Source organism: Bacillus sp. 105MF (assembly GCF_000374885.1).
Lineage (GTDB): Bacteria > Bacillota > Bacilli > Bacillales > Bacillaceae_G > Bacillus_A > Bacillus_A pseudomycoides.
Genome location: NZ_KB895576.1, coordinates 152779 through 178248, shown reverse-complemented (window position 1 = coordinate 178248; position 25470 = coordinate 152779). Strand labels below are relative to the sequence as shown.

Genomic DNA, 25470 nt, shown 5'->3' with positions numbered 1-25470 from the left:
AATATCGCCTGTTTCTTGATATCTCCGGACCCAATTCATTAACTGTGTTCTACTTTTCAGCTTATATTTCTTAGCTATAGCTGTTTGGCTACCTTCACCATTTAAATAACTTTTTACAACTTGTATCTTTAATTCATCTGAATAAGTTTGAAATTTATCCCCTTTTTTAACCATAATAAAATCCCCTCCAAGTAAAAGTGTAACATCCATGTTTATTCATGGTCTTTTTACACTGTCTACCTTAAGGGGATAATATCATTCTTTTCAGAAGAACTGTCTTTTTTGGTTATTTTATTCCAAAGTTTAGCGATACTCCAAATGATAATAATCATGATGGAAGCGATAATTGACCAAACAATGGATACAACTTCAAGTGCCATGTTGGGAAGGAATGTAAGAATAGAAATTCCTTTATGGAATAACCATTCGATAAAATGAAAGCTCATTTGTAGTAGGAGCACAATTCCAATTACAATTTGTTTCCCTTTTTCTTTCCACATGACATTCACCTCATGTTAACTCATTAATTTTAAGCCAACTGCACCGCATAAAATGCAGCTTAAAAAGGAAAGGCGACGCCAATCAGCTGATTCACGGAAGATAAGAATACCTAGAAGCGCACTTCCAGCAGTTCCAATTCCAGTCCAAATTGCATAAGCTGTTCCCATTGGTAATGAGTTCATTGCAAGTGATAAGAAGAAGAAGCTTACGGCAAAGTTAGCGATTAAAATAAGCTTAGGTGCCCAGCCTTTCTTTTCAGTGGCTACTTTCATAAACAGTACACCAACAATTTCACAAATACCAGCAATAATTAAAAATACCCATGCCATTTTATGCAGCCTCCTTCTCTTCTTGTTTACCCGTTACTCGTTTTAATCCAATAACGCCAAAGAAGATTAAACCAATAAATAAGATTTTTACAATTGAAAATGGTTCTCCGAAAATAAAGATTTCTGTAAGAACGATTCCACCGGCTCCGATTCCTGTAAAGACTGCATATACAGTTCCAACAGGTAGATCCTTATAAGCTTTAAATAATAGGACGAAACTAATTGCGATTATAAGAGCAACACCAACCCATTCAAGTGGAGTAGTTGCGTGCTTTAGTCCAATCACCCAAAAAATTTCAATGATGCCAGCTAAAATTACATAAATCCATGCCATATATTATTTCTCCTTCCTACCAGTCGTTAGGTGAAGGGCTGAAAAACGACGCATTGCTATTTGCAATCCGTCATTGTGAAAGCCCTCGCCAAAACACTTTCCAAGAAGCACTTAAACGGGTCTCAAAGCGATTTAAGCCTGCGTACAATAGTTCAACCATCAGACCGTCAAGTAAGCATAAATAAGCCTCTAAAGCGTCTTGTATTTCAAGGTTATGCAGTTCACCTTGTTCATTTGCTCGTTTGAATACAGGAAATAAAAGTTCTCTGATGTTTTCAATGTGAGCATTTGATTTTTCAATAATTTGTTCGCGAAATGCATCAGGCGGAAAATAGGAAGTGCGTAACCAAAACATCGATTCTTCACTTTCACCAAATCGCTTTGCGTAACCTTTTAACAAGTTTACAAGTAATGCTTCAGTAGATGACTTTGAAAATTTTTTTATATCGTCTGTAAAGCATTGTAAATCTTTTTGAAGTGCAGCTTCTAAGCAGATGAAGTATAATTCTTCTTTTCCCTTAAAGTGTGCGTAAATCGATGGTTTTTTAATCCCGACTTCCTGTGCAATATTTGCTAACGAAGTCCCTTCGTAGCCATAGCGTGCGAAATGAGAAAGTGCTACAGCTTTAATGCGGTTTGCTGTCATTTTCATCCCCTACCTACCGTTCGTTAGGTTCATTATAAAAGAGAATAAACATAAAGTCAATGAGTCAAATGATTTAAAAAGAGTACCTGAATTGGCACTCTTTACACAGTTTTTCGTTCAATTAAATGGAAAGAGAGTTCCTCTGAGCTACCTATAATTTGTTCGGCCTGTATTTGCTTATGAAATAAAGAAAAGGCTCGAGCACCCATTGTTAAACCAGGATGTTCAATTGTTGTAATCTCTAATGCTTTTGAAATTTCATGGTTATCAAAGCCAAGAATGGCGAGATCTTCTGGTACACGTAGGCCGTGTTTTCTTGCTTCAGTTGTTAAACCAGCGGCCACTTGATCATTAGCAGCAAAAATAGCAGTTGGGCGCTCTTTCATGTTTAAAATACTGTGCAGAACTTTTGCACCATCTTGCATATTGTAACATTGGTAAAACATCCAATCTGGTTGTACTCTTTTTTGAGCAGTATGAAGAGCATCGGAAAAGGCTTTTTCACGCTGCTTTGTATTTATGCTATTTTGCCTTGCTAAACAAAAACCAATCTTCTCATGACCTTTACGCAATAAATATTCTGTACCAATGCGAAACCCTTCATAATGATTAACATAAACAGATGAAACGAGGGGATGCTCCATCTTTTCACATGAGATGATAGGAGCGAATTTTGCAAATGGTTCAATTTGTTCCCACGAGCTTGCACGTGAGCAAATAATCATGCCATCAAATTGTTTCATTTTCATCATCTCTAGAACACGAATTTCTTCTTTACTATCATAGTTCGTTTGGCATAGGTTAATCTGATAGCCAGCAGCTAATGCTTCATTTCCAATCCCTTCAATAATTGTACTAAAGTAGGGTAAATTAATAAAAGGAAGCATAACACCGACCGTCAATGTTTTTCCTGTTATTAAATGAATTGCATTTATATTTTTTGCATAATTTAGTTCTTCAACCGCATCTAAAACGCGTTTTCGTTTTTCATCGCTGACGTAGGGATGGTCATTTAGCACGCGTGAAACCGTCGTTATAGATACCCCAGCGGTTTTCGCAATTTGTTTTATATTCGCCATATGTATCACCTCTTCGTTCATTATATAGGCAAATAGATAAGAATGGAAAAAATACTGAAAAATGCTTGACCTGAAAAGCTTTTCACAATCTATGTTATAAAAGGACCTTCTGTTATTCGCGTAACCTTTTTATTTTGGGCGTAAGAGTAGCAGGAAGTCTTTTTTTGTCTAAATAGAAATGCTGTGTCAAAATGTGTGAGATAAACGAGGAAAGTTTCCAAAGGGAGAATGAACAAGCGAAGCGAATATGAACAACATACTAACGCTTTGTTCGTAAAGGGAGCGGTATGAAAGGGCGGAAACAAATTGAAAAAAGGGCTCATTTGTTTCGTGTTTTCTAGTGTGTTACTTAGCTCATGTTCGTTTCAACAAACGATAAATGAAGAGAAAAATTTTGTGGAAAGCACAGGAGGGGCTACAGATCGCGTATCTGGTCCTATCTTATTAAAAGATGTTTCTAATTATTTTCTAAAATCAGTTAAAGTTCCAACGTTTTTACCGTATGACATTACGAATGATATAAAAGGGGAAGTAAGAGCAATTGGGAAGAAGAACGCTGTCTTAACGATTAAATATAAGCAAAAGGAAAAAGAAAAAAAAGATTATGTAGAATTAACAGTTGCTAACTTTTCTTATAGTTTTCCGTATATTGTGGAACGAAATCGATTTCAGGAACAAGTGAAGTTGAATAATGGGGCAACTGCTTATTTTAAAAATAGGGATGAATTTGAACAGGGGGAAGAATTTGCAACGCTTATATGGAAAGAGAAAGGGCTGGAATATCAGTTGTTGTATCGAAATACAGAAGTACAAGATGGAGAAGTAGTAAAAAAGAACTTACTATATATTGCGAACAACATGGAAGAAAAGAACTAGCGGATGAATCATGCTAGTTCTTTAAAATATTATTTCTTTTTAATTTTGCCTGTCCAAGATTTAAATCCACCTTGTAGTTGGTAGAAATCTTTGTAACCTTGTTTTTTTAGATATTGAGCTGCACGTCCTGTACGGAATCCGCTTTGGCAGTATAAATAGACAGGTTGGTCTTTACGTAGCTCTTTGTAACGCATACGGATTTGTGATAATGGAATGTTACGAGCACCTAAAATATGCCCCGCGTTAAATTCATCTGCTTCACGAATATCGATAAGCTGTGCCTTACGGTAGCCAGCGCGAAATTCTTCTTCTGAAAGTGTTTTAATTAATTTTTTCTGATAGAAAAACATCCATACAGAGTAGCCGATGATTCCTACGATTACGGCTAGTATAATAATCAAGTTTGTTGACACGATTCTATCGCTCCCTTTTTTCTTATCCTACTTTCAATATTATAATGCCCATATGTATTTATGCAACAGGTTCGTTCGGTGAGGAGGAGAAATTTCGTATTCTTTCACAAATTTTGTCGAATTTGTTAGACTAGAGATTGTGAAAAATAATTGGTTATATGAGGTGCAGGATGGGAAAAGAAAAATGGTGTTATATTAACTCTGGTCAATGTTCACCAGCATTTAATATGGCGTTAGATGAATGTTTATTAAATTGGCAAAGTGAAAAGAAAATGCCGCCGACGATTCGTTTTTATGAATGGGAAGTGCCAACATTAACAGTAGGGTATTTTCAACGTGTAGAAAAAGATATCAATATGGATGTAGTAAATGAAAAGAAATATGGTTTTGTTCGCCGTCAAACAGGTGGTAGGGGTGTATTGCATGATAAGGAATTAACGTACAGTGTTATCGTTTCTGAGGATCATCCGAATATGCCGAAAACAGTTACGGAAGCATACCGAGTAATTTCGCAAGGGTTATTAGACGGGTTTAAGGCGTTAGGATTAGAAGCTTACTATGCTGTTCCAAAAACGGAAGCAGACCGTGAGAATTTAAAAAATCCACGCTCAGGCGTATGTTTCGATGCTCCATCTTGGTATGAAATTGTTGTAGAAGGCCGAAAAATTGCTGGAAGTGCACAGACACGACAAAAAGGTGTTATCCTGCAGCATGGATCTATTCCGCTAGAAATCGATTTAGATGAGCTGTATGATTTATTCTTATTCCCAAATGAGCGAGTGAAAGAGCGTATGAAGAGCATGTTTTCTTCTAAGGCCGTTGCAATCAATGAATTAACAGATCGAACGTTTACAATCGAACAGTTGATTGAAGCCTTCCAAGTTGGATTTGAAAAAGGATTAGATGTGGAGCTAGTTCCGTATGAACTAACGGAAGAACAGCTTAAGGAAGTGCAAACATTGGCAAAAGAAAAGTACGAAAGTGATGAGTGGAATTATAAAAAATAAGGAGAGGGCATTTGCCCTCTCCTTATTTTTATAGTAAATTCAGTACTTTTTCTACTTTGATTCCTTTGTCTTGTAAAGAACGAAGACGATTTACAACATCCATAATCTCTTTATCAAAAGTAACGCTAATTCCTTGGCTTTGTAATTCTTCTTTTAAGTTTTCAATGGAATCATCTATATCGATGCCAAGCTCATAATCTTGACATACTTCAATTGTTTTCTTCACAAGCTTCACATAATTTTCTTGTAGTTTTGAATTCGCTTCGGCTGGAGCCGCTTGTTTTGGTTTTGTAGGCATAGCCGAAACCGTTTCTTGCTTTGCAACCGGAGTGGGTACTTCTTTCTTTACAGGTGCTGAAGTAGGTGCCGCTACAACTGTCTCTGAACGTACTGGCTTTGGCGCTGGTGCTGGAGTAGGTTTAGGGATTACAACGGGTTCTTCAGCACGTGTAACAGGCTTTGGAGCAGCTGTGACTACTTTAGGTGCTTTTTCTACCACTACTTCTTTTTTGGGAGCAGTTTCTACAGGTGCCACTTCCTGTTCAGCTGCTTCTTTATTCTCTTTGCTCCACATAACGCGTTCGATTTCTAGGGAAACATTGTTTTTGTTCATTGCGGTTAATGTAACTTTACCAACTTCAGCGTTTCCAGTGAAATCGACAATTTTATAAATCACACTTTTGTTCCAATCTACGTTCCCGCTCAAAAATAATTCTTCGTTACATTTTGGCGTTAAGCCCTCGATTTTAATTTCTGCATTTACACCGTTTTCACTATATACCATAATTAGCGAAGCATTTACATCTTCGTCTGCTAACATTAGTTCACGTACCATTTTGCCGGTGCGTACTTGCGTTTTTTTCTTAAGTGACATCAAATTTCCCCTCTCAAAAATTCATTAATAATAAAAAAATCGTATAACGAAAAATAATTGCTCACGAAGAAATATGATACCGATAATAAAAGCATCACGTCAACAATTAACTTTAATTATTTTGCATTTTTCTTTTTTTCTTTATGAAATTTTTCAATTTGTAAAATTAGACAGAAGAAAAACAGCCTTTTTGAAGGCTGTTAAAATCTAGAGGTTTTATATAAAATTTTGTATAAAATGTAAAAGGAAATTGTAATAAGAGCACCTTGCCAAACTGTTAAGTTATAGGATAAATAAGGTTTTGTTTTAAAGTAAATATCTGAAAACACTGATAATCCAAATGGTATACAAGCTGATAATATGAGCATAATTTTTTGCTTCCAAGACGCTAGCATTGTGAAAGAATATCGTCTTAATACGGAAAAAGTTAAAAAAGTACCAGTGGTTAAAATAATAGCTGACAATATTGTTCCTAGGATACTAAATGGAATCCCTGGTTTATTTGCATGATTAAAAAATACATGCGTAAATGTATCATATCCAAATTGGATAGCTAACAATAAACTAACTGCAAAGCCAATAACTGCACCTTTTTCGAAAGTAGTTTGGTGCTCAGAGGAATTAATTAATTCATCGCAATATGCTTTTAAATCCTCTCCAAAAATATCATAGGCATTTTTACTATTTTTTTGAGCTTCTAAAAGGTGATCTAGTATTTCTAATAACAGCTCCTCCATTTGCTCCTGTGGAATACTAGTAAACCGCAAATATATGAGCATATCTCCATAGATAGCTTCATTTTCGGGGGTTAGAAGTTTGCGTTTTTTATTGTTAAGTTCCACCATGTCTTTTGCCTTCAATCCTCTCACTCCCTGTATAATTAAAAGTTTACGCGTCTATAAAAAATTTTATAAAAAAAATAAAAAGTGATGGCAAGTAATGATCCAATCCAAGGAGAAAGTTGATACTTTATAAATGGACGGTCTATAAAAAATAAAGAAATGACAATGAGTATAAACCATGGACTTTGTTGGTAAATGAATCTCGTTATGCGCTTCCAATTACCCATATGGTTATTGAATAAATCCCCTTTGATAAAGTCAAATACAAAACGGATAGCAAGGTGTATAGCGATAATGATTACAAATACATATATAAAATTTATCTGTACAAATTGAAAGCGTTTGTTATCAGAGAAAAAGGGTAAAATAAAAGCGACAAGAGAATTAATAGCGAAAAATATAGCGAGTAAATAACTACTCATAAAGGCTGGTGTGGCTATTTTCTGCCATATATTTTGTTTTGGAAGTGCAGTGATTATTTCATCACAGTAAGCTTGTAAGTCAGTTCCGAAAATATCATAAGCATTTTTCTTTTCTTCTTGTGCATCAAGCAAGTGATCTAAAATCTCTAATAGCAGTTCTTCTACTTGCTGTTCTGGGATATTAGCTAATCGAATGTAAACGAGCATATCCCCGTAAGCCGCTTCATTTTCCTCCGCCAATAATTTGCGTTTTTTATTATTCAGCTCAATTAAATCTTTCGCTTTCATCAATCTCACTCTCCCTGCAATAAATTATTTACCGTTGTCGAAACCATCCCCCAGCTCTTCTTAAACTCTTCTAGCTGTTCGAACCCTTTATCGGTTACATGATAATATTTTCGCTTTGGCCCAAGGCTAGAAGCTTTTAATGTACCAGCAATGAGTTTTTCTTTTTGCATTCGTAGCAAAAGGGGATAGATACTACCTTCACTTACGAATGTAAAGCCATGTTGGTTTAATTTCGTACTCAGTTCATATCCATACACTTCTTCTTGCGAAATGATATATAAAATACATCCTTCGAGCACACCTTTTAACATTTGACTATGCAATTACGTCACCGCCTTCAAGTAACTTGTTGTGCAAGGTAGTTGTTATCTGAATTATAACATTCGGTAACTTGCAACGCAAGTTACTGAAGTGGAAAATTTTAAACAGCGCTGTCAGCATGCGTTTGCTCATACTAAAATGAGGGAGGGAATCATATGAAGCCATTTATACCAAAGCTTGTTTATTTTGAACCGGGTACCACAACATTTGAGGATCGAATTGAAGCAGCCCGTAAAGTAGCGGGAGCAAATTTTCCACTTGGTTTTATTGTTGCTCCAATTTATATGCATGAAGGTTGGGAAGACGGGTATCGTGAATTATTTGAACGACTTTTTGATGCGTTAAAAGACTTAACCCTACTAAATTTATCATTCGAATTGATTCAACATCGCTTTACTAAGCCAGCGAAAAAGGTAATACAACAACGTTATCCCAATATGAAACTCGAAATGGATGAGGAGAAACGAAAATATAAATGAGGACGATATGGCATCGGAAAATATGTATATCAGAAAGATGATGCAGTGAGGTTAGAGGAAACGATAAGAAGATATATTTACGAATATTTTCCGAATGCTGAAATTCAATATTTCACATAAAAGAATCTGTATATACATGCAGATTCTTTTATGTTTCATAGCTTTTGGTCTGTTTCCACCCTTGTCATGATACCCTTTCTGGTGTATCATTTTATTGATTGCTTAGTGCGGAAAACACAAAATAAAATTGGATGGAGGAAGCCGATGCCTACCCCTAGTATGGAAGATTATATTGAACAAATTTATTTGTTAATTGATGAAAAGGGATATGCCCGCGTATCTGATATTGCTGAAGCGCTTAGTGTACATCCATCCTCTGTAACGAAAATGGTACAAAAGTTAGATAAAGATGAGTATCTAATTTATGAAAAATATAGAGGGCTTGTATTAACATCAAAAGGGAAAAAAATCGGGGAGCGTCTTGTATATCGTCATGAGTTACTAGAACAATTTATGCGTATCATCGGTGTGGATGAAAGTAAGATTTATAATGATGTAGAAGGAATTGAGCATCATTTAAGTTGGGAAGCTATTGACCGCATTGGTGATTTAGTACAATATTTTGAGCAAGATGAACTTCGAATTGAAACACTTCGCGGTGTTCAAAAAGCAAATGAAGAGCAGGGGAAGTAAAGGGAACGAGAGGCGTTTCCTTTTTTGTTTAGAAGAGGAATTTACTTTATTTAAGTTGAATGTATAGAGATGTGAAAAATTGTTTTGTAAAAGGCGGGATCGGAATGAAAGCAATTATTTTTGACTTTGATGGATTAATTGTAGATACAGAAACAATTTGGTTCCAAGCTTTTCAGGAAGTAATTCGCGAATATGGTGGAGATTTACCTCTAGAAGAGTTTGCAAAATGTATTGGAACAACAGATGAAGTGCTTTATACATATATTGAACAACAATTGAAAGAGCAATTTAATAAGAACTTGCTAAAAGAAAAAGTTTCGGCTTTACATCAAGAGAAAATGAAAATACCAGTAGCTCGTGATGGTGTGAAAGAATACTTAGAAGAAGCAAAAGGTCTTGGAGTAAAAATTGGTTTAGCTTCTAGTTCTTCAAGAGAATGGGTTATTGGGTTTTTAGAAGATTTAGGGATTCGGGAGTATTTTGAAGTAATTAAAACGAAAGAAGATGTGGAGAAAGTAAAACCAGATCCAGCACTGTATAAAGCGGCTATTGAAGAACTGAAAATTGATTCTTCAGAAGCTGTTGTGTTTGAGGATTCAGTAAATGGATTGAAAGCAGCGATTGCGGCAGGATTAAAATGTGTCGTTGTTCCAAATGAAGTTACAAAGGCTTTGCAGTTTGAAAATCACCATCTTCGCTTAGGAAGTATGAAAGAAAAAAGCTTAACAGAAGTACTTCAATATGTGAGGGAGCATAAATAAAAGAAAGACCGCATTTCCTAAAAGGAAGCGCGGTCTTTCTTTTTATTTTTTTTACCTTCAATCACGGTTAAATGAGATTGTTTTCGTTTCCTTTTTAACAATGATGAATTGCCTTTCTTAACTTTGTCATCAGAAGCATTTCGTTTTAATAAAGAATTGCTTAGGGGTGCTACGTTTTGTTTTCCGTATTTTCGGTTCGATTGTTTCGCAGCACGCTTATAAGAGTTTTGCGAATTGGCGGAACCGCTGGAACTTGTAAACATTTTATATAATAAATAAAAGACACCAACAACAAGTAACATGATGACAATGTTTTTAACCATTCCGTATGGATCTGTAATTGCAGATGATACGAGACCGAATGTTGCTAACCCAATAATAAGCACGAATAAAGCGAACGTAAACGAACGACCGTTCATAGGGAACACCTCCTAAATAACATATATTAAAATTAGTATATTAGCGACAAGGAAAGGAGTTGAGTACCATTTTTAAAAAATTATTAGTGTTTTTCTTCTAAACGTAATAATTCTTCAAAGGATGCAATTGCAACTTCAACTTGATCATCTTCTGGTTCTTTTGTTGTTAATAGTTGAAGCCATAACCCTGGGTATCCTAATGCGCGCAAGACCGGAATATCTCGTAATCGATTCGTAAATTGCAAGACTTCAAAAGAAATCCCTAGAACAACTGGAATTAATAAAATTCGATTTACCACTCTGACCCAAAGGGGATCAGTTGGAACAAGAAAGTAGACAAACATTCCGATAATGACTGTAAATATAATAAAACTACTACCGCAACGATAATGGAGACGAGTTTGTTTTTGTACATTTGCTACTGTCAGCGAAAGATTGTTTTCGTAAGCATTAATGACCTTATGTTCCGCACCGTGATATTGAAACACACGCTTAATGAGCGGAGTTAGTGACACAATATATATATAGCTCAGTAAAAGGATAAGCTTAATGATGCTTTCGACAATAATTTGCCCAGTGTGAGATGGGAAAATCGGTCGTGTCAATTCCGCTAAAAGTGCGGGGACTGCTGTGAAAATGACTTTGCCGAATATGAACGATAAGACTCCGACTGCGGCTACTCCTAATACCATCGTTAATTTTGACTGCTCTTCTTTCTTGTGTGTAAGTTGTTCATCGTCTTCAGGATGAACGTCAAATCGTTCCGAAGCAAAGTTTAAATGTTTTGCTCCATTGGCACTTGCGTCAACGATAGCGGCGATACCACGTAGAAATGGAACTTTCTTTAGCATAGATAATACTTTATTCCGCACGCGTGGTAATCGATAAAATTCGATTGATTTATCTTTGCGACGAACCGCTGTAACAGTATATTCTCTACCACCAAACATAACTCCTTCTATGACCGCTTGCCCACCGTATATTTGTTTTGTCTCCTCTGCCATGTTAACACCAACCTGTATTTGTTTCTCTCTTATGTAGAAAAGAGGCAATTGTCACACTTGGTTCTGTCATTGTGAGATTTGACAATCACCGAGTTTCCTTTATTTTATCGACAAACACAAGCTGCTGACAAGGAAAATTGTTACGGAAGCCAGACATTTCTTATTCTTTTTATAGACAAATTTCGCATGATTTAAACATGCTTCAAAATAGTTTCGGACATACTAGTAAGCGGAGGTGTCGATGTGAAGCAAGAACAATCAATAACAAAAAACATTGTACGGATTGGTTTATTTGGTGGTGTTTTTTGGGGATGTATATGGTATTTTCTTCATATTTTTTCATTTACAGAAGCCGGACCAAACTATTTGCTTTTACCATTTGCGTTTGGATCGTGGAAAGAAGGAGTTTGGGGAAATGTATTGGGTATTGTTTGTATAGGGCTTCTTTCTATTTTAGTGGCATTTCTCTATAGGGCTCTTTTCAAAAGATTTGAAGGGATACTACCGGGAATACTCTATGGACTGTTTTGGTGGGGCATTTTATTTTTCGGACTGGGTTCTATTGCACCTGTTATAAAAAATGCACTTCATTTACCGAAAGAAACAATTGTCACAACAATATGTATTTTTATTTTATACGGTGTGTTTATCACATATTCTGTTTCATTTGAAGCGAACAATGCGAATCAAGGGGAAGGGTTGGAGTAGACAAACTATTCAAATAAGTGGCTCCTGTGTTAGAATGTTGTATAGACATTTTTTATATTAAGGAGTTTAAAGTATATGAAAAAAGTACTCCTCGTTAACGGTCCTAACTTAAATCGTCTCGGTGTTCGAGAAGTGAATGTATACGGGAAAGGAACGTTGGCATCATTAGAAGAAGAGATGAAGCAAGAAGCAGCGAAATTGGGAGTGGAGTTAGAATGTTTTCAATCGAATCATGAAGGTGCTCTTATTGACATCATTCATGAGGCTGATGACATATATGAAGGAATCATTCTAAATCCAGGAGCATTTACGCATTATAGCTATGCGATTCGAGATGCGATAGCGAGCATTTCGATTCCAGTTATTGAGGTACATATTTCTAACATCCACCAGCGGGAATCGTTTCGTCATGAATCTGTGACTGCAACAGTCGCGGCGGGCCAAATTGTTGGGTTTGGTTTTTATGGCTATAAGTTAGCGTTATTTGCATTATTGGAGAAACTTAGGGAGGCATAAATTGATGGAAAAGATCACGAAGTTAAGAAATGCATTTGGTGAAGCTGGTATTGATGGTATTTTATTAACGAATGAATATAGCCGTAGATATATGACGAACTTTACAGGGACAGCTGGTGTTGTACTTATTTCTAATGATCGTGCTCTGTTTATTACAGATTTCCGCTATGTAGAGCAAGCTGGTAAACAAGCTGTTGGTTATGAAATTGTGCAACATACAGGACCAATTCTGGATGAAGTTGCGAAACAAGTGAAAGAATTAGGAATTCAAAAGCTTGGCTTTGAGCAAGATACTCTTACATATAGCTCTTATACAGCACATAAAGAAGCGGTAGAAGCGGAATTTGTTCCAACTTCTGGGCTTGTAGAAAAGTTACGCTTGATTAAGACGGATTCAGAGATTAAGATATTAAAGGAAGCTGCACAGATTGCAGATGCTGCCTTTGAACATATTCTATCATTCATTCGCCCAGGCGTATCTGAAATTGAAGTGTCAAATGAACTTGAATTTTTCATGAGAAAACAAGGAGCAACATCTTCTTCGTTTGATATTATCGTTGCTTCAGGACTTCGTTCAGCATTGCCGCATGGTGTGGCATCTGAAAAAGTGATAGAAAAAGGAGATTTCGTAACATTAGACTTCGGTGCTTATTATAAAGGATATTGCTCTGATATTACGCGTACGATTGCAGTCGGCGAACCATCTGATAAATTAAAAGAAATTTATAATGTCGTTTTAGAAGCACAGCTTCGTGGTGTGAACGGCATTAAAGCTGGTTTAACTGGTCGTGAAGCTGATGCATTAACACGTGACTACATAACGGAAAAAGGATACGGTGAATATTTCGGACATTCTACTGGTCATGGAGTGGGCCTTGAAATCCATGAAGCACCGGGCTTAGCATTCCGTTCTGAAACGGTACTTGAGCCAGGAATGGCTGTGACAGTAGAACCGGGCATTTATATTCCTGGTGTTGGCGGTGTGCGTATCGAGGACGATATTATTGTAACAAGTGAAGGTAATGAAGTAATCACGAAATCTCCAAAAGAACTTATTATTTTGTAATACACAGGAGGATTTTTTGCATGATTTCAGTAAATGATTTTCGTACAGGTTTAACAATTTCAGTGGACAATGCCCTTTGGCAAGTGCTTGATTTCCAACATGTAAAGCCAGGTAAAGGTGCTGCGTTCGTTCGCTCTAAATTACGTAACCTTCGCACAGGTTCTGTTCAAGAAAAAACATTCCGTGCTGGTGAAAAAGTAGAAAAAGCGCATATCGAAAACCGTCGTATGCAATACTTATACGCGAGCGGTGAGTCTCACGTATTTATGGATAACGGAACTTATGAGCAAATCGAACTTGGCGAAAACCAAATCGAGCGCGAACTTAAATTCCTAAAAGAAAACATGGAAGTAGCAATTATGACATACCAAGGCGAAGTACTTGGTGTTGAACTTCCAAACACAGTTGAGTTAAAAGTTGTAGAAACAGAGCCTGGTATTAAAGGTGACACAGCTTCTAACGTAACAAAACCAGCTACATTAGAAACTGGCCTTGTTGTACAAGTACCAATCTTCATTAACGAAGGCGAAATGCTTATCATCAACACAGGTGAAGGTAAATACGTTTCTCGTGCATAGTTATAAAAAGCACTCGTGATGATCACGAGTGCTTTTTATATGAAGTACGGTAGATAATAAATAATGCTTATAATAAGGCTAATCACTACAAGAATGGATGTTCCAAATGTGAAAGGATTCCAATTAATCTGAAATGGCTGTATTTCTCCTGTCTCCACGCCAGTTAATCCTTTATATACGGCGTGATCCATATTGGCATTACGATTCATATTTAAAGTAGTAATCCAAGAAATTCCAAATATGCTTAGACTACCTAGAAAGAATATCTCCATAAATGACCAATCTACTATTTTAGAAAATAAAAAAATACCAAGTAATTCTAATATTATTATGTAAAGAGCACGCATAAGGTTCACTCTAATCACCTCTCTATTTTTAAAAAGTAACTTCTCCATCAGCAACAATCATTTTGTTGTAACCACCTTAAAAAACTTTTTCGAGATACGGCATGTAGTACACAAGGAACTTTTGTTTCTTTTTCTAATAAAGCGTGTTCTTTTGGGAATTTCTCCTCCATATGTAATGAAATATAAGGTAACTTTTCTTGCGCTTTTAAAGAACGAACATTCGTCGTTTTTGCACCGGAAAATACATATATAAGATCTAATTCTTCAAATTCAATTTTAAATATTTCTTTTTTAGCAGCCTCATTGTAACCTTGCCCCCAATAAGGATAACCAAGCCAACTCCCCATATGGCAATGTTTTTGTTCATGATTGATATGTTTAAGAGTTGTGATGCCTATTAATTCTTGTTTTTCGTTGAAAATGGCTCTACTTAAAGATTCCTCTTTTTTCTTCTTCGATTGCGAAATAAATAAATCTCTTTGTGTCTTCGGTTGTTTCTGCTTTTAACTCTAAAGCATTTTTTACATGTGGCTTACTTGATAATTCAAAAATGGCGTGTGGATTGTAAATCAAGCTGTATTAATGTTACATCCTTCATAGAAAGCCCCCTTTCCTTATTAAATATAACATATTAAAGTTGTAATATTCAGAAATTTACGAAATTAGGGACAAAAAATTATATTTTTACTTCTGAAATAGACAACCTCTGCATATGGTTGTACAAATATATTCTTTTTGGAATAAGAGTTTTGTTAGTGAACTGAAAAGTAATTGGTAGGAGAGAAGGTGGGAGAATGAAACAATGGCTGGCGGCAATGGAAACATCCGTGCTTGTCATGGGATTGCTTCGGTTGTTTTCAGGTAGTGCGGAGATATTCGCCGCTTTGCTTATGCTTTATGTGAATGATGCAAAAAAAGCATTGTTTATAAATGGTATGTTGGCATTTGTTGGACCGACTGTATTAATTTTAACGATGTCAATCGGTATTGCGAGTGTTGCAAATGAAATTTCTTTTTTGAAGCTCTTTTTTCTAACTCTCGGAATTGGCTGTATTTTTATTGCAGTGTTGAAATAGTAAGTCAAGTATGGTGGGGAGAAGCAGATGAAAGAAGTATTAGAGGTTTTACCAAAAGCGATGAAACAGTTTATTGAAGGCTGTGAACAATATAGCGCGTTAGAAGAAATTAGGGTTCGGATAGGAAGGCCACTTGAATGTATTGCTCGTGGAGAAGTGTTCTTTTATGACTATGTCGTTACAGCAGAGGATGCAATCTACTTATTAAATAAGCTTAGTCAATATTCTATTTATACGATGGAAGAAGAGTTAAAGCGTGGGTATGTTACTTTGCGCGGTGGTCACAGGATTGGCTTAGCTGGAAAAGTAATTACAGAGAAAAGTGCAGTGAAGATGATTCGAGATGTGTCATCATTTAATATTCGAATTGCCCGTCAAAAAATTGGGATAGCTGAGCCACTCTTATCTTATTTGTACGACTCACGTTGGTTAAACACAATGGTAATTGGCCCTCCGCAAACAGGGAAAACAACACTTCTCAGGGATGTGGCACGTTGTATGAGTCAAGGGGTTCGTTCTCATGAAATTCCTTCTTGTAAAGTAGGGATTGTTGATGAACGCTCAGAAATCGCTGGATGTGTAAAAGGGATTCCGCAATATGAATTTGGCCCGCGTGTTGATGTGTTGGATGCATGTCCAAAAGCGGAAGGAATGATGATGATGATTCGTTCCATGAGTCCGGACGTATTAATTGTTGATGAAATTGGGCGTGTGGAAGATAGTGAAGCGATTATGGAGGCGGTACATGCGGGGGTTCAGCTTTTTATAAGTGCTCACGGATTTTCTTTTGATGATGTAATGAAACGACCATCTTTAAAGGCTGTGATGGAGCTTGGTGTGTTTGATCGCTTTATTGAACTATCAAAAGCAAAGGGACCTGGAACCGTTGTTCAAGTCAAGGATAGAGATGGAAAGCCTGTTCAAAGGCGAGGAAAGGTTCAAAGCGTATGGTGAAAATATTTGGTGCGGTGTTAATTGTAGCGGTGAGCACTTTCTTTGGTTTTTCGTATGCCAAAAGATATAGTGAACGCCCGCGTCAACTTAGGCTTTTAAAAGCAGCGCTGCAATCGTTAGAAGCTGAAATCATGTATGGGCATACGCCTTTATCAGAAGCAGCAGAGCGCTTAGTAAAACAAATGCCAAAGCCTTTAAACTGGATATTTCAAAGTTTTTCAAAGCGACTAGAAAGCGGCGAACAAACAGTTAGAGAGGCTTGGCTTGAAAGTTTACAAGAAAATTGGAAACTCACTGCATTTAAACAAACTGAATATGAGATTTTGCAGCAATTTGGTGAAACATTAGGGCAGCATGACCGTGAATCGCAGCAAAAGCATATTCGCTTATGTATTACGCACCTAGAAAGAGAAGAGGGTGAAGCGAAAGCACTTCAACTTCAATATGAAAAGATGATAAAGAGTTTGGGTGTACTAGCAGGACTACTTATCGTAATTTTACTGCTATAGGGGGGAGAAAGGCGATGTCCATCGATGTTGGATTAATATTTCAAATCGCCGGAATCGGCATTGTTTTAGCTTTCATTCATACAGTACTAAAAGAGTTAAAGCGGGAGGATATTGCAAACTGGGTTATTCTTGTCGGTTTTGTCGTTATTTTATTTCATGTTGCATTTTTGATTAATACTTTGTTTGACAAGATTAAAAGTGTCTTTCTCTTCCAGTAAAGGAGGCGGTTCGAATCGAGATTTTACAAATTGTCGGATTGGGCCTCGTCGCGACATTTTTAGCAGCTGTGCTAAATCAACATAAATCTAGTATCACTTCTTTGTTTATTGTGTTCATCGCGAGTGTCATGTTTCTGCTGCTAATCGATCAAATTCATTCTATTTTAAGAATGATTGAGCGAGTTGCCAGTGAGGCGAAAGTAAGCAATGTCTATGTAGAGACACTGCTGAAAATTATTGGAATTGCTTACATTGCTGAGTTTGGGGCACAAATTACAAAAGATGCTGGTCAAGGTGCAATTGCTTCAAAAATTGAATTAGCAGGGAAAATTTTAATTCTTGTTATGGCTATTCCTATTTTAACGGTTGTAATTGAAACAATTCTTGGTTTTTTACCTACGGGATAAGGGGGAGTGAATGTTGCAAAGGTTTGGAGCTAAGCTGCTGTTTGCTTGCTTCCTTTTCTTTTCTTTACCAATTGTCGTACAAGCTTCTCCTGTAGAAAAAAACGTCGTAGATCAACAATTGGATAAACTCGGAATCGAAGATGTGAAGCAGTTTTGGGACGGGCTTGTCACAAAATATGGAGGTTATTTACCAGAGAGTCAAAAGGGAAGTTTTATGGAATTTGTAAAGGGCGAAAAGGAATTTTCTATAAAAGAATGGATGATAGGGCTATTAAAATATTTATTTCATGAGCTTGTTGCAAATGGAAAGCTACTTGGAACGCTCATTATGCTCACAATTTTCAGTGCATTATTACAATCACTACAATCTGCCTTTTCGAAGAGTAGCATAAGTAAAATTGCAGATGCCGTTGTATATATGGTGTTAATTATTTTTGCTTTAAATAGTTTTTATGTGGTCATGACGTATGCACGAGAAACGATTCAAACGATGGTAGATTTTATATTAGCTTTGCTTCCTATTCTCCTAGCACTCATAGCGACCGGAGGCGGGGTTGTATCAGTATCCTTCTTCCATCCGATTATCATTTTTTTAATGAATACAAGTGGGCTGCTTATGAACTATATTGTTCTTCCGCTCTTATTACTTGCGACCATCTTAAGCATTGTAAGTACAATGAGTGATCAATATAAAGTTACGAAATTGTCCAAGCTCCTGCAAAATGTAAGTGTTGGGATTATTGGTATCTTTCTAACAGTTTTTCTAGGCGTATTATCTGTGCAAGGGACAGCAACAGCAGTTGCTGATGGTATAGCTGTTAAAACAGCGAAGTTTGTAACGGGAAATTTTATTCCTGTGGTAGGGCGGATGTTTACAGAAGCGGCGGATACTGTTATTAGCGCCTCTGGGTTATTAAAGAATACGGTCGGGATTATCGGGCTTGTTATCTTATGTTTAATCGTTGCTTTTCCAGCGATTCAAATCTTTTGTATCGCGTTTATTTATAAATTCGCAGCGGCAGTACTACAGCCAGTTGGCGGAGGAGCTATTATTAAATGTTTAGATATTATAGGAAGGAGTATCATTTATGTATTTGCCTGCTTAGCTATCGTATCCTTTATGTTCTTTTTAAGCATTACCATTATTATTGCCGCGGGGAACATTACCCTCATGATGCGATAGGAGGTGACGAGTATGCAATTTGTTACAGAGTGGATTAGAAATATTATCGTCTTTTTGCTCTTAGCGACGATGCTGCATCTTATCCTTCCTAATTCAAATTTACAAAAGTATGTCAAATTTGTTGTGAGTTTATTGTTAGTCGTTTTAATCTTAACGCCGCTATTTAAGTTATTACAAACGGATGTAAATGAAGTGATTGCGAATTTTAATCAGGAAAAATACGTAGCGGACGGATCGATAAAAAATTCAATTGATACAAAGAAAAAAGAAATACAAGCCCTAACACGTGCATATAGTTTAGAAGAGATGGCTGTCAAAATGAAAAAAGAAGTTGGAAAAGAATTTGAGAAAAAGTATGGCGTGACAGTGTCTGAAATAAAAATAATTGCAGCAGAAACTAAGGAAGAAGTAAAAGCGGCAAAAGATATTCAATCTGTTATTGTGACGCTAAAAGAAGCTGAAGTGAAGAAAAATGATGCAATTGAAACAGTAAAGCCAGTTGAAATTAATACGAGAGCGCCTCAGAAAACTTCGGAAGAAACAAATGTAGAAATGAAACAGTTCTTTTTAAGCAGGTGGCAGCTAGAGGATAAACAAATCCAAGTTCAAATGGAAGGGGGGACAGGTAGAGTAAATGGACAATAAAGATAAAAACTCGAAATTCTCATTTTTTCGCAACTTATTGAAAGGGGACGAAAAAGATGATAGGGAGAAAGGAAAAAAAGTAACACCTAAGTTTTTGCTTGTCCTACTCATACTTGGAATGTTGCTTATGTTTTTTAGTAATTTCTTTCAACCGAAAAAAGAAGAAGTGCCTGTGTTTAAAGAAAAGACAAATCAAGATTCAGAAAAAGATGTGCCGACTTTTGGACAAAAAAAGAGCGAGAACATGTCAGCTATAGAAAAATACGAAAAAGCATATGAACAAGAATTGAAAGCAGCATTAGAAGATATAACAGGGGTTAAAGATGTGTCTATTGAAGTGAATTTGGACTCATCAGAAGAAAAAATACTTGAAAAAAATATTGTGAAACGATCGCAAACAACAGGTGAAACAGATAAAACTGGAGGAAAAAGACAAGTTGAAGATGAATCAACTGATGAAAAAACGGTGATTATACGCGAAGGTGATAAAGAAACTCCGATTGTATTGCGAACAGAGAAACCAAAAGTGAGAGGTGTCCTTGTCGTAGCAAAAGGGGTGGATAATATACAAGTAAAAGCAATGGTAAAGGAAGCGGTGACACGTATGCTTGATGTACCATCACACCGCGTAGCAGTACTACCAAAAAAGGGTTAGGGAGGAAATAAAGTGTTGAAAAAACAAACAGTTTGGTTACTAACAATGCTAAGTTTAGTTGTTGTGTTATCTGTTTATTATGTAACAACGCCTGACAAAATGAATACTGCAACACCAACAGCGGGTGAAAAGGTTGGACAAGAAAAGCAAGGTGTTGAAAAAGAAGTGACAAAAGAAACGACAAAAGAAACATCTAATAAAGAAGCTACTCCAAAAGAAACAACGAAAGAAACATCGGGCAAAGAGACAGAGAAAAAAGATGATAGTAAAAAAGAGACAAGCAAAAAAGAAGGCAATGTAACAGTTCAATCAAGTGATGAAAACTTTACAGCACTTCGTTTGAAAATGGAAGATCAACGCAGTGCAGAGAAAGAAAAATTACAAGATGTTATGAAATCAACGAAATCTTCCGCTGAAGAAATAAGTAAAGCGAAAGATGAATTAAACGCAATCGATCAGATGGAAACAAAGGAAGGGTTGCTTGAAACAGTTATTAAATCACAAGGTGGCTATAAAGATGCGCTTGTAAGGGCTGATGGAACTGATATTAAAGTAACAGTAAAAGCTACGAAGCATTCTCAAAAAGAAGCAAATAAAATTATCCAACTTGTTCGTGCTGAGGCAGGATCCAAGGATGTAGGCGTCAAGTTTGATCCAGTAAAATAAATTTTAAATATGTATTACGAGCTATGATAAGATGGAGGATTACTATTCGCGAACAGCCGGATAGAAAAAAGCTATCGTTTTCGATAGCTTTTTTCTATTTCATCTTTTTGTGCTATTTCAATGTTTTCTCCTCGGAAAGGAGAAATGCGCTGAGAGTAAAAAATTAAAGGTTCGTGGTAATGGTGGTTGCTTTTTCCGTATTTTATATGAGTGAAGACAACGATGAGCCAGATTAATACAGCTGGTAAGAACAAGATGAGCCATATCATGTTTCTGCACCTCACTATTAAGATATTTTACTTTACTTTGAACATACTATTCGTATGTGAAGGAAGGATGAACGGCTTGTAAATAAAAAAATAATATTTTGTAAAATATGTTGTTGTACATAGTTAAAATAAGCTGAGAATAATAAATCAAGAGCTCTATATTTTAAATGGAAAAAGAGAAAAAACATGTTTTTTATGAAGTGGTCTTGCCAATTTTGAGTGAAACTTGGTATTATTACTAGGTAATAAATTATTTAGTGAAATAATATTTTTTACAGGAGTTTCGATTTATCGTAAAGAAATATAAATTGGAATGTTGAAAATATTTATCGTAAGATGAGAGTAGCAAAAGTTTCTATTAGTAAATGTTATAGGAATGATTTCTCTAGTAGAATGAATCGTATCTTTACAGACAACATAGTTTACTTTTATATGTTCAGTATCTGTAAGAACGGGACAAACAAGTGTATGGGAGTGGATTTTATATGTTTAAAATTCAAGAAGTTCGTGAATTAATTAAGTTAATTGATAGCTCTAACATTGATGAATTTGAATACAAAAAAGATGGTACGACAATTAAAATGAAAAAGCGTGGGAATGAAGTTGTGTCTGTACAGACAACGCCAGTAGTGAAACAAGCATTACAAACGCAAGCGGTAGAAATGGAAACAGCCGTAGCAGCGGCGCAGGTAGAAGTACCGAAGCAGGAAGAGAAGAAAGCTGTTCAAGATGAGAATTTACATACAATCACATCACCGATGGTTGGAACATTCTATGCATCTTCTTCACCAGATACACCTGCATATGTAAGTGTCGGGGATCGCGTTTCAGAAGGTACAGTCGTTTGCATCGTTGAAGCGATGAAGCTCTTTAATGAAATTGAAGCAGAAGTAAATGGAGAGATTGTTGAAATTCTTGTGAACAACGGACAACTTGTTGAGTATGGACAACCGCTATTTCTTGTAAAAGCGTAATAAGGGAGTCTTTGTGATGATAAAAAAAGTATTGATAGCCAATCGTGGGGAAATTGCTGTGCGAATTATTCGTGCTTGCAAAGAGATGAATATTGAAACAGTAGCTATTTATTCAGAAGCGGATAAAGAATCACTTCATGTGCAAATCGCAGATGAAGCGTATTGCGTTGGGCCAACAATGTCGAAAGAAAGCTATTTAAATTTGACGAATATTATAAGCGTTGCAAAATTAACAGGTTGTGATGCAATTCACCCTGGTTATGGATTTTTAGCCGAAAATGCTGATTTTGCAGAACTATGTCGTGAATGTAACTTGATTTTTATCGGACCTAGCCCAGAAGCAATTTCAAAAATGGGTACAAAAGACGTTGCGCGTGATACAATGAAAGAAGCAGGGGTTCCGATTGTACCAGGTTCACAAGGGATTATAAAAAACACAGAAGAAGCGATGGAACTTGCAAATCAAATTGGATATCCCGTTATTATTAAAGCAACTGCAGGTGGCGGCGGAAAAGGTATTCGTGTTGCACGTCATGAAGAGGAGCTTATAAAGGGAATTCAAATTACACAGCAAGAAGCTAGTACCGCTTTTGGAAACCCTGGTGTATACTTAGAAAAGTACGTTGAAGATTTCCGCCATGTTGAGATTCAGATAATGGCAGATGCACATGGCAATGCGATTCATTTAGGAGAGCGTGATTGTACAATTCAGCGCCGTTTGCAAAAACTATTAGAAGAAAGTCCTTCTCCTGCTCTTGATGCAAATATTCGTGAGAAAATGGGTGAAGCGGCAGTAAAAGCAGCGGTAGCGGTTGATTATACAGGTGCTGGTACGGTTGAGTTTATTTATGAATATAAAACGGAAAGCTTTTACTTTATGGAAATGAACACGCGAATTCAAGTAGAACACCCGGTTACAGAGATGGTAACAGGGATGGACTTAATTAAAGAGCAAATTCGTGTTGCTTCAGGAGAAAAGCTATCGCTACAGCAAGAAGAAGTACAATTTAAAGGTTGGGCAATCGAATGTCGAATTAATGCGGAAAACCCTGCCAAAAACTTTATGCCATCTCCAGGGAAAGTGGAAATGTACTTACCACCAGGAGGATTTGGTATTCGCGTCGATTCAGCTGTTTATCCTGGTTATTCAATTCCACCTTTTTATGATTCGATGATTGCGAAATTAATTGTTCACGGAAAAACACGTGAAGAAGCAATTGCAAAAATGAAGCGAGCACTTAGTGAATTTGTCATTGAAGGCGTACATACGACAATCCCGTTCCATTTACAATTGCTAGATCATCCTGATTTTATAAAAGGGGAATTTAATACTAAATTTTTGGAAGAGCATGAACTTGTGACGCAGTGATACATTTAAAGGAGGTTTTTTTCATGGCTGAACATATGTTAGATATGGGTCAAGATACAACCCTTGGAAAAGTAGAAATTGCACCAGAAGTAATTGAGGTAATTGCAGGTATCGCAACTGCTGAAGTAGATGGCGTAGCGGCAATGCGCGGCAACTTTGCTACAGATGTTGTTGAGAAGTTAGGAAAGAAAAATCACGGTAAAGGCGTGAAGGTTGAATTAGTAAACGACGATATTATCGTTGACGTTTATGTTGTCATGTATTTTGGTGTAGCAATACCAGTTGTTGCACAAAAAATTCAAGATAATATTCGCCAAGCACTCTTTACAATGACGGGTCTTGAGCCGAAAGAAGTAAATATTCACATCGTTGGCGTAACATTCGAAACGCAAAAAACAGAAATCGAGCCAGTATAAGAATGAGAAGGTGCCTTGTCAAATAGGCACCTTTTTTCTCGTTTCATCTCTTCATGCACGAAACCTTTAAATTATTATACTATTTTAAAAATACAAAATATAAAAAGGGAATGATTCGTTTTTTCAAAAAACGTACATTGTGATAGGGTATGGAACTTGAAGTTAATCTTTTTATTATTTTTCAGCCTTGTAACTCGTGTATGAAACGATAAATTGTGTTATTATCATTGTATTATAAGGTTGAAAAATCAATGAAAACTGTAAGAGTAAGTAAATTGACGGCTTATAAATTATAATAATATAACAAAACATAAGGAAAGACTTGAAGTATAAAGGAGAGTTACAATGAAACGTAGGACGGCTAGAGAAAGAGCCATGCAAGCATTATACCAAATGGATATTACTGGAGAATTAGAGCCGGAAGTAGCGGTGGAAAATACGCTAGAAGAAGGCGAAGAAACAAATGAGTTTTTAGAATCACTTGTTGTTGGTTGTGTAGAACATAAAGAAGCAATTGATGAAGCAATTCGTCAAAATTTAAAGAAGTGGAAATTAGAACGTATTAGTATTGTAGATCGCAGTATTTTACGTCTAGCTGTGTATGAAATGAAGTACATGGAAGAAATTCCACACAATGTAACAATTAACGAAGCAATTGAAATTGCAAAAACATTTGGGGATGAGGAATCTCGTCGTTTTATAAACGGCGTTTTATCTAATATAAAAGACACACTGTAATTTCTTTAAGGGGGAATCTTAAATGGTAGCAGTAATCATCAAAGGAAATGAAGTTGCGGAGAAAAAACGAGCACAATTGAAAGAAGAAGTTGTGAAGTTGAAAGAGCAAGGGATTGTACCAGGATTAGCCGTTATTTTAGTTGGAGAAGACCCAGCATCTCGTTCTTATGTAAAAGGAAAAGAAAAGGGCTGTGAACAAGTTGGAATTTATTCAGAGTTAATTGAGTTTCCAGATACAATTACAGAAGAACGTTTGTTAGCTGAAATTGATCGCTTAAATGAAGATGACCGTATTAATGGTATATTAGTACAATTGCCTTTACCGAAACATATTGAAGAGAAAGCTATCATTGAAAGAATTTCACCTGAAAAGGATGTAGATGGGTTCCATCCAATCAGCGTTGGCCGTATGATGACAGGTCAAGATACATTTCTTCCATGTACACCACATGGCATTGTAGAATTAGTAAAAGAAACAAATCTTGATATTTCAGGAAAACACGTTGTTGTAATCGGAAGAAGTAATATCGTTGGAAAACCAGTGGGACAGCTGTTTTTAAATGAAAATGCGACTGTAACATATTGCCATTCCAAAACGGAAAATATAAAAGAATTATCAAAGTTAGCTGATATTTTAATTGTAGCTGTTGGAAGACCAAAAATGGTAACAGCTGACTATATAAAAGAAGGTGCAGTTGTAATTGATGTTGGTGTCAACCGTTTAGAGACAGGTAAGCTGTGCGGTGATGTTGACTTTGAAAATGTACTTGATATTGCGGGTTACATTACACCAGTACCAAAAGGTGTCGGCCCAATGACAATTACAATGCTCCTTCATAATACAGTAGAATCTGCAAAACGCGCAGGAGTTGTTTGTAAATAATTTGA

37 protein-coding genes and 2 pseudogenes are annotated in these 25470 nt (G+C 36.3%); 23 read left to right on the top strand and 16 right to left on the bottom strand.

What is annotated here, in order from left to right; genetic code table 11:
* The 6 genes from C564_RS32190 to C564_RS0117490 all read right to left on the bottom strand — a co-directional run.
* Nucleotides 1-174 (bottom strand): helix-turn-helix domain-containing protein (locus C564_RS32190; protein WP_018766193.1); only part of this gene is annotated, 174 nt, incomplete at its 3' end.
* Between the two features lie 62 nt (nt 175-236).
* Nucleotides 237-500, bottom strand: coding sequence for a DUF3975 family protein (locus tag C564_RS0117510; RefSeq protein WP_018766192.1), 264 nt, complete (start codon nt 498-500; stop codon nt 237-239).
* A 15-nt stretch (nt 501-515) separates the two neighbouring features.
* On the bottom strand, nt 516-830 hold the full coding sequence (locus tag C564_RS0117505) for a DMT family transporter (protein WP_018766191.1): 315 nt from the start codon (nt 828-830) through the stop codon (nt 516-518).
* Between the two features lies 1 nt (nt 831).
* Nucleotides 832-1164 (bottom strand): DMT family transporter, encoded by a 333-nt coding sequence (locus C564_RS0117500; RefSeq protein ID WP_003200294.1) that lies wholly within the window; start codon nt 1162-1164, stop codon nt 832-834.
* Nucleotides 1165-1234: 70 nt separating this feature from the next.
* Nucleotides 1235-1816 carry a TetR/AcrR family transcriptional regulator gene (locus C564_RS0117495; RefSeq protein WP_006095929.1) on the bottom strand — a complete coding sequence of 194 codons (582 nt, stop codon included), beginning with the start codon at nt 1814-1816 and terminating at the stop codon, nt 1235-1237.
* A 95-nt stretch (nt 1817-1911) separates the two neighbouring features.
* Entirely contained in the window at nt 1912-2889 is a 978-nt protein-coding gene (locus C564_RS0117490; RefSeq protein ID WP_018766189.1) for a LacI family DNA-binding transcriptional regulator, read from the bottom strand.
* A 330-nt stretch (nt 2890-3219) separates the two neighbouring features.
* On the opposite strand from C564_RS0117490, the gene C564_RS0117485 reads away from it, so the two are divergent.
* Nucleotides 3220-3765 carry a hypothetical protein gene (locus tag C564_RS0117485; protein WP_033794825.1) on the top strand — a complete coding sequence of 182 codons (546 nt, stop codon included), beginning with the start codon at nt 3220-3222 and terminating at the stop codon, nt 3763-3765.
* A 29-nt stretch (nt 3766-3794) separates the two neighbouring features.
* Here C564_RS0117485 and C564_RS0117480 read toward each other — a convergent pair whose 3' ends face one another.
* Complete coding sequence (locus C564_RS0117480; RefSeq protein WP_003200301.1) at nt 3795-4178, bottom strand: rhodanese-like domain-containing protein; 384 nt, start codon at nt 4176-4178, stop codon at nt 3795-3797.
* Between the two features lie 170 nt (nt 4179-4348).
* Between C564_RS0117480 and C564_RS0117475 the strand changes: the two genes are divergently transcribed.
* On the top strand, nt 4349-5185 hold the full coding sequence (locus tag C564_RS0117475) for a lipoate--protein ligase family protein (protein WP_003200303.1): 837 nt from the start codon (nt 4349-4351) through the stop codon (nt 5183-5185).
* 28 nt (nt 5186-5213) lie between these two features.
* Here C564_RS0117475 and C564_RS0117470 read toward each other — a convergent pair whose 3' ends face one another.
* From C564_RS0117470 to C564_RS0117455, 4 genes are all read right to left on the bottom strand, one after another.
* On the bottom strand, nt 5214-6059 hold the full coding sequence (locus C564_RS0117470; RefSeq protein WP_018766187.1) for a hypothetical protein: 846 nt from the start codon (nt 6057-6059) through the stop codon (nt 5214-5216).
* 200 nt (nt 6060-6259) lie between these two features.
* Nucleotides 6260-6919, bottom strand: coding sequence for a hypothetical protein (locus C564_RS0117465; RefSeq protein WP_018766186.1), 660 nt, complete (start codon nt 6917-6919; stop codon nt 6260-6262).
* A gap of 20 nt (nt 6920-6939) precedes the next feature.
* Nucleotides 6940-7611 (bottom strand): DUF1129 family protein, encoded by a 672-nt coding sequence (locus tag C564_RS0117460; protein WP_003208478.1) that lies wholly within the window; start codon nt 7609-7611, stop codon nt 6940-6942.
* A gap of 5 nt (nt 7612-7616) precedes the next feature.
* Nucleotides 7617-7934, bottom strand: coding sequence for a PadR family transcriptional regulator (locus C564_RS0117455; protein ID WP_016132003.1), 318 nt, complete (start codon nt 7932-7934; stop codon nt 7617-7619).
* 183 nt (nt 7935-8117) lie between these two features.
* On the opposite strand from C564_RS0117455, the pseudogene C564_RS33560 reads away from it, so the two are divergent.
* The 3 genes and pseudogenes from C564_RS33560 to C564_RS0117440 form a co-directional block, all read left to right on the top strand.
* Nucleotides 8118-8531, top strand: a pseudogene (locus tag C564_RS33560) (spore photoproduct lyase family protein); the annotation flags it as partial.
* A 144-nt stretch (nt 8532-8675) separates the two neighbouring features.
* A complete protein-coding gene (gene mntR / locus C564_RS0117445; protein ID WP_016116280.1) occupies nt 8676-9104 on the top strand; it encodes a transcriptional regulator MntR in 429 nt (142 codons plus the stop codon).
* Between the two features lie 104 nt (nt 9105-9208).
* A complete protein-coding gene (locus C564_RS0117440; protein ID WP_026008605.1) occupies nt 9209-9865 on the top strand; it encodes an HAD family hydrolase in 657 nt (218 codons plus the stop codon).
* Between the two features lie 17 nt (nt 9866-9882).
* On the opposite strand, the gene C564_RS0117435 is transcribed toward C564_RS0117440, so the two are convergent.
* Both C564_RS0117435 and C564_RS0117430 read right to left on the bottom strand, forming a co-directional pair.
* Nucleotides 9883-10284 (bottom strand): SA1362 family protein, encoded by a 402-nt coding sequence (locus C564_RS0117435; protein ID WP_018766183.1) that lies wholly within the window; start codon nt 10282-10284, stop codon nt 9883-9885.
* Nucleotides 10285-10367: 83 nt separating this feature from the next.
* Nucleotides 10368-11288, bottom strand: a complete 921-nt coding sequence (locus C564_RS0117430; protein WP_018766182.1) for a DUF1385 domain-containing protein — start codon at nt 11286-11288, stop codon at nt 10368-10370.
* A gap of 243 nt (nt 11289-11531) precedes the next feature.
* On the opposite strand from C564_RS0117430, the gene C564_RS0117425 reads away from it, so the two are divergent.
* The 4 genes from C564_RS0117425 (at nt 11532) to efp (ending at nt 14156) form a co-directional block, all read left to right on the top strand.
* Entirely contained in the window at nt 11532-11996 is a 465-nt protein-coding gene (locus tag C564_RS0117425; protein WP_018766181.1) for a YqhR family membrane protein, read from the top strand.
* A gap of 75 nt (nt 11997-12071) precedes the next feature.
* Nucleotides 12072-12512 carry a type II 3-dehydroquinate dehydratase gene (aroQ, locus tag C564_RS0117420; protein WP_003200324.1) on the top strand — a complete coding sequence of 147 codons (441 nt, stop codon included), beginning with the start codon at nt 12072-12074 and terminating at the stop codon, nt 12510-12512.
* Nucleotides 12513-12516: 4 nt separating this feature from the next.
* The gene (gene pepQ / locus C564_RS0117415) at nt 12517-13578 is read left to right on the top strand and encodes a Xaa-Pro dipeptidase (protein WP_003200325.1); all 1062 of its coding nucleotides are present in this window, start codon (nt 12517-12519) and stop codon (nt 13576-13578) included.
* A gap of 20 nt (nt 13579-13598) precedes the next feature.
* Nucleotides 13599-14156, top strand: a complete 558-nt coding sequence (efp, locus tag C564_RS0117410; protein ID WP_016116273.1) for an elongation factor P — start codon at nt 13599-13601, stop codon at nt 14154-14156.
* A 35-nt stretch (nt 14157-14191) separates the two neighbouring features.
* Here the strand turns inward: efp and C564_RS0117405 are convergent, their stop codons facing one another.
* Both C564_RS0117405 and C564_RS34935 read right to left on the bottom strand, forming a co-directional pair.
* Nucleotides 14192-14503, bottom strand: a complete 312-nt coding sequence (locus C564_RS0117405; protein ID WP_026008604.1) for a hypothetical protein — start codon at nt 14501-14503, stop codon at nt 14192-14194.
* Between the two features lie 47 nt (nt 14504-14550).
* Nucleotides 14551-15101, bottom strand: a pseudogene (locus tag C564_RS34935) (GNAT family N-acetyltransferase).
* A gap of 196 nt (nt 15102-15297) precedes the next feature.
* Here C564_RS34935 and C564_RS0117395 point away from each other — a divergent pair.
* From C564_RS0117395 to C564_RS0117355, 9 genes are read left to right on the top strand one after another with little or no spacing between them, the layout of a single operon-like run.
* Nucleotides 15298-15579 (top strand): YqhV family protein, encoded by a 282-nt coding sequence (locus C564_RS0117395; RefSeq protein ID WP_003200251.1) that lies wholly within the window; start codon nt 15298-15300, stop codon nt 15577-15579.
* Between the two features lie 27 nt (nt 15580-15606).
* The gene (spoIIIAA, locus tag C564_RS0117390; protein WP_003200253.1) at nt 15607-16533 is read left to right on the top strand and encodes a stage III sporulation protein AA; all 927 of its coding nucleotides are present in this window, start codon (nt 15607-15609) and stop codon (nt 16531-16533) included.
* Nucleotides 16527-17042, top strand: a complete 516-nt coding sequence (spoIIIAB, locus tag C564_RS0117385; protein WP_016131997.1) for a stage III sporulation protein SpoIIIAB — start codon at nt 16527-16529, stop codon at nt 17040-17042. The genes spoIIIAA and spoIIIAB overlap by 7 nt, the downstream gene beginning before the upstream one ends.
* Nucleotides 17043-17056: 14 nt before the next feature.
* Nucleotides 17057-17260, top strand: coding sequence for a stage III sporulation protein AC (gene spoIIIAC, locus C564_RS0117380; RefSeq protein WP_000020914.1), 204 nt, complete (start codon nt 17057-17059; stop codon nt 17258-17260).
* Between the two features lie 20 nt (nt 17261-17280).
* Nucleotides 17281-17667: a stage III sporulation protein AD gene (spoIIIAD, locus tag C564_RS0117375; RefSeq protein WP_077293892.1), complete on the top strand. Its 387-nt coding sequence runs from the start codon at nt 17281-17283 to the stop codon at nt 17665-17667.
* Nucleotides 17668-17677: 10 nt separating this feature from the next.
* A complete protein-coding gene (gene spoIIIAE, locus C564_RS0117370; protein ID WP_003208467.1) occupies nt 17678-18850 on the top strand; it encodes a stage III sporulation protein AE in 1173 nt (390 codons plus the stop codon).
* Nucleotides 18851-18862: 12 nt separating this feature from the next.
* Nucleotides 18863-19495 (top strand): stage III sporulation protein AF, encoded by a 633-nt coding sequence (gene spoIIIAF, locus C564_RS0117365; RefSeq protein ID WP_018766179.1) that lies wholly within the window; start codon nt 18863-18865, stop codon nt 19493-19495.
* A complete protein-coding gene (spoIIIAG, locus tag C564_RS0117360) occupies nt 19485-20150 on the top strand; it encodes a stage III sporulation protein AG (RefSeq protein ID WP_018766178.1) in 666 nt (221 codons plus the stop codon). Before spoIIIAF ends, spoIIIAG begins: the two co-directional genes overlap by 11 nt.
* 12 nt (nt 20151-20162) lie before the next feature.
* Nucleotides 20163-20816 carry a SpoIIIAH-like family protein gene (locus C564_RS0117355; RefSeq protein WP_016116264.1) on the top strand — a complete coding sequence of 218 codons (654 nt, stop codon included), beginning with the start codon at nt 20163-20165 and terminating at the stop codon, nt 20814-20816.
* 71 nt (nt 20817-20887) lie between these two features.
* Here the strand turns inward: C564_RS0117355 and C564_RS36800 are convergent, their stop codons facing one another.
* Nucleotides 20888-21085: a hypothetical protein gene (locus C564_RS36800; protein WP_016116263.1), complete on the bottom strand. Its 198-nt coding sequence runs from the start codon at nt 21083-21085 to the stop codon at nt 20888-20890.
* 485 nt (nt 21086-21570) lie between these two features.
* On the opposite strand from C564_RS36800, the gene accB reads away from it, so the two are divergent.
* From accB to folD, 5 genes are all read left to right on the top strand, one after another.
* On the top strand, nt 21571-22059 hold the full coding sequence (gene accB / locus C564_RS0117350; protein ID WP_018766177.1) for an acetyl-CoA carboxylase biotin carboxyl carrier protein: 489 nt from the start codon (nt 21571-21573) through the stop codon (nt 22057-22059).
* A gap of 16 nt (nt 22060-22075) precedes the next feature.
* Nucleotides 22076-23428, top strand: a complete 1353-nt coding sequence (accC, locus tag C564_RS0117345) for an acetyl-CoA carboxylase biotin carboxylase subunit (RefSeq protein WP_018766176.1) — start codon at nt 22076-22078, stop codon at nt 23426-23428.
* 23 nt (nt 23429-23451) lie between these two features.
* Entirely contained in the window at nt 23452-23844 is a 393-nt protein-coding gene (locus tag C564_RS0117340; protein ID WP_003208459.1) for an Asp23/Gls24 family envelope stress response protein, read from the top strand.
* 345 nt (nt 23845-24189) lie between these two features.
* The gene (gene nusB, locus C564_RS0117335) at nt 24190-24582 is read left to right on the top strand and encodes a N utilization substance protein NusB (RefSeq protein WP_018766175.1); all 393 of its coding nucleotides are present in this window, start codon (nt 24190-24192) and stop codon (nt 24580-24582) included.
* Between the two features lie 22 nt (nt 24583-24604).
* Entirely contained in the window at nt 24605-25465 is an 861-nt protein-coding gene (gene folD / locus C564_RS0117330) for a bifunctional methylenetetrahydrofolate dehydrogenase/methenyltetrahydrofolate cyclohydrolase FolD (RefSeq protein ID WP_018766174.1), read from the top strand.
* The last annotated feature ends 5 nt before the right edge of the window (nt 25466-25470 follow it).

Coding starts and splice junctions, on each gene's coding strand:
- C564_RS0117510 (WP_018766192.1), bottom strand. CDS start 500: ATGTGGAAAGAAAAAGGGAAACAAATTGTAATTGGAATTGTGCTCCTA.
- C564_RS0117505 (WP_018766191.1), bottom strand. CDS start 830: ATGGCATGGGTATTTTTAATTATTGCTGGTATTTGTGAAATTGTTGGT.
- C564_RS0117500 (WP_003200294.1), bottom strand. CDS start 1,164: ATGGCATGGATTTATGTAATTTTAGCTGGCATCATTGAAATTTTTTGG.
- C564_RS0117495 (WP_006095929.1), bottom strand. CDS start 1,816: ATGAAAATGACAGCAAACCGCATTAAAGCTGTAGCACTTTCTCATTTC.
- C564_RS0117490 (WP_018766189.1), bottom strand. CDS start 2,889: ATGGCGAATATAAAACAAATTGCGAAAACCGCTGGGGTATCTATAACG.
- C564_RS0117475 (WP_003200303.1), top strand. CDS start 4,349: ATGGGAAAAGAAAAATGGTGTTATATTAACTCTGGTCAATGTTCACCA.
- C564_RS0117470 (WP_018766187.1), bottom strand. CDS start 6,059: ATGTCACTTAAGAAAAAAACGCAAGTACGCACCGGCAAAATGGTACGT.
- C564_RS0117460 (WP_003208478.1), bottom strand. CDS start 7,611: ATGAAAGCGAAAGATTTAATTGAGCTGAATAATAAAAAACGCAAATTA.
- mntR (WP_016116280.1), top strand. CDS start 8,676: ATGCCTACCCCTAGTATGGAAGATTATATTGAACAAATTTATTTGTTA.
- C564_RS0117440 (WP_026008605.1), top strand. CDS start 9,209: ATGAAAGCAATTATTTTTGACTTTGATGGATTAATTGTAGATACAGAA.
- C564_RS0117435 (WP_018766183.1), bottom strand. CDS start 10,284: ATGAACGGTCGTTCGTTTACGTTCGCTTTATTCGTGCTTATTATTGGG.
- C564_RS0117430 (WP_018766182.1), bottom strand. CDS start 11,288: ATGGCAGAGGAGACAAAACAAATATACGGTGGGCAAGCGGTCATAGAA.
- aroQ (WP_003200324.1), top strand. CDS start 12,072: ATGAAAAAAGTACTCCTCGTTAACGGTCCTAACTTAAATCGTCTCGGT.
- pepQ (WP_003200325.1), top strand. CDS start 12,517: ATGGAAAAGATCACGAAGTTAAGAAATGCATTTGGTGAAGCTGGTATT.
- efp (WP_016116273.1), top strand. CDS start 13,599: ATGATTTCAGTAAATGATTTTCGTACAGGTTTAACAATTTCAGTGGAC.
- C564_RS0117405 (WP_026008604.1), bottom strand. CDS start 14,503: ATGCGTGCTCTTTACATAATAATATTAGAATTACTTGGTATTTTTTTA.
- C564_RS0117395 (WP_003200251.1), top strand. CDS start 15,298: ATGAAACAATGGCTGGCGGCAATGGAAACATCCGTGCTTGTCATGGGA.
- spoIIIAA (WP_003200253.1), top strand. CDS start 15,607: ATGAAAGAAGTATTAGAGGTTTTACCAAAAGCGATGAAACAGTTTATT.
- spoIIIAB (WP_016131997.1), top strand. CDS start 16,527: ATGGTGAAAATATTTGGTGCGGTGTTAATTGTAGCGGTGAGCACTTTC.
- spoIIIAC (WP_000020914.1), top strand. CDS start 17,057: ATGTCCATCGATGTTGGATTAATATTTCAAATCGCCGGAATCGGCATT.
- spoIIIAE (WP_003208467.1), top strand. CDS start 17,678: ATGTTGCAAAGGTTTGGAGCTAAGCTGCTGTTTGCTTGCTTCCTTTTC.
- spoIIIAF (WP_018766179.1), top strand. CDS start 18,863: ATGCAATTTGTTACAGAGTGGATTAGAAATATTATCGTCTTTTTGCTC.
- spoIIIAG (WP_018766178.1), top strand. CDS start 19,485: ATGGACAATAAAGATAAAAACTCGAAATTCTCATTTTTTCGCAACTTA.
- C564_RS36800 (WP_016116263.1), bottom strand. CDS start 21,085: ATGATATGGCTCATCTTGTTCTTACCAGCTGTATTAATCTGGCTCATC.
- accB (WP_018766177.1), top strand. CDS start 21,571: ATGTTTAAAATTCAAGAAGTTCGTGAATTAATTAAGTTAATTGATAGC.
- accC (WP_018766176.1), top strand. CDS start 22,076: ATGATAAAAAAAGTATTGATAGCCAATCGTGGGGAAATTGCTGTGCGA.
- C564_RS0117340 (WP_003208459.1), top strand. CDS start 23,452: ATGGCTGAACATATGTTAGATATGGGTCAAGATACAACCCTTGGAAAA.
- nusB (WP_018766175.1), top strand. CDS start 24,190: ATGAAACGTAGGACGGCTAGAGAAAGAGCCATGCAAGCATTATACCAA.
- folD (WP_018766174.1), top strand. CDS start 24,605: ATGGTAGCAGTAATCATCAAAGGAAATGAAGTTGCGGAGAAAAAACGA.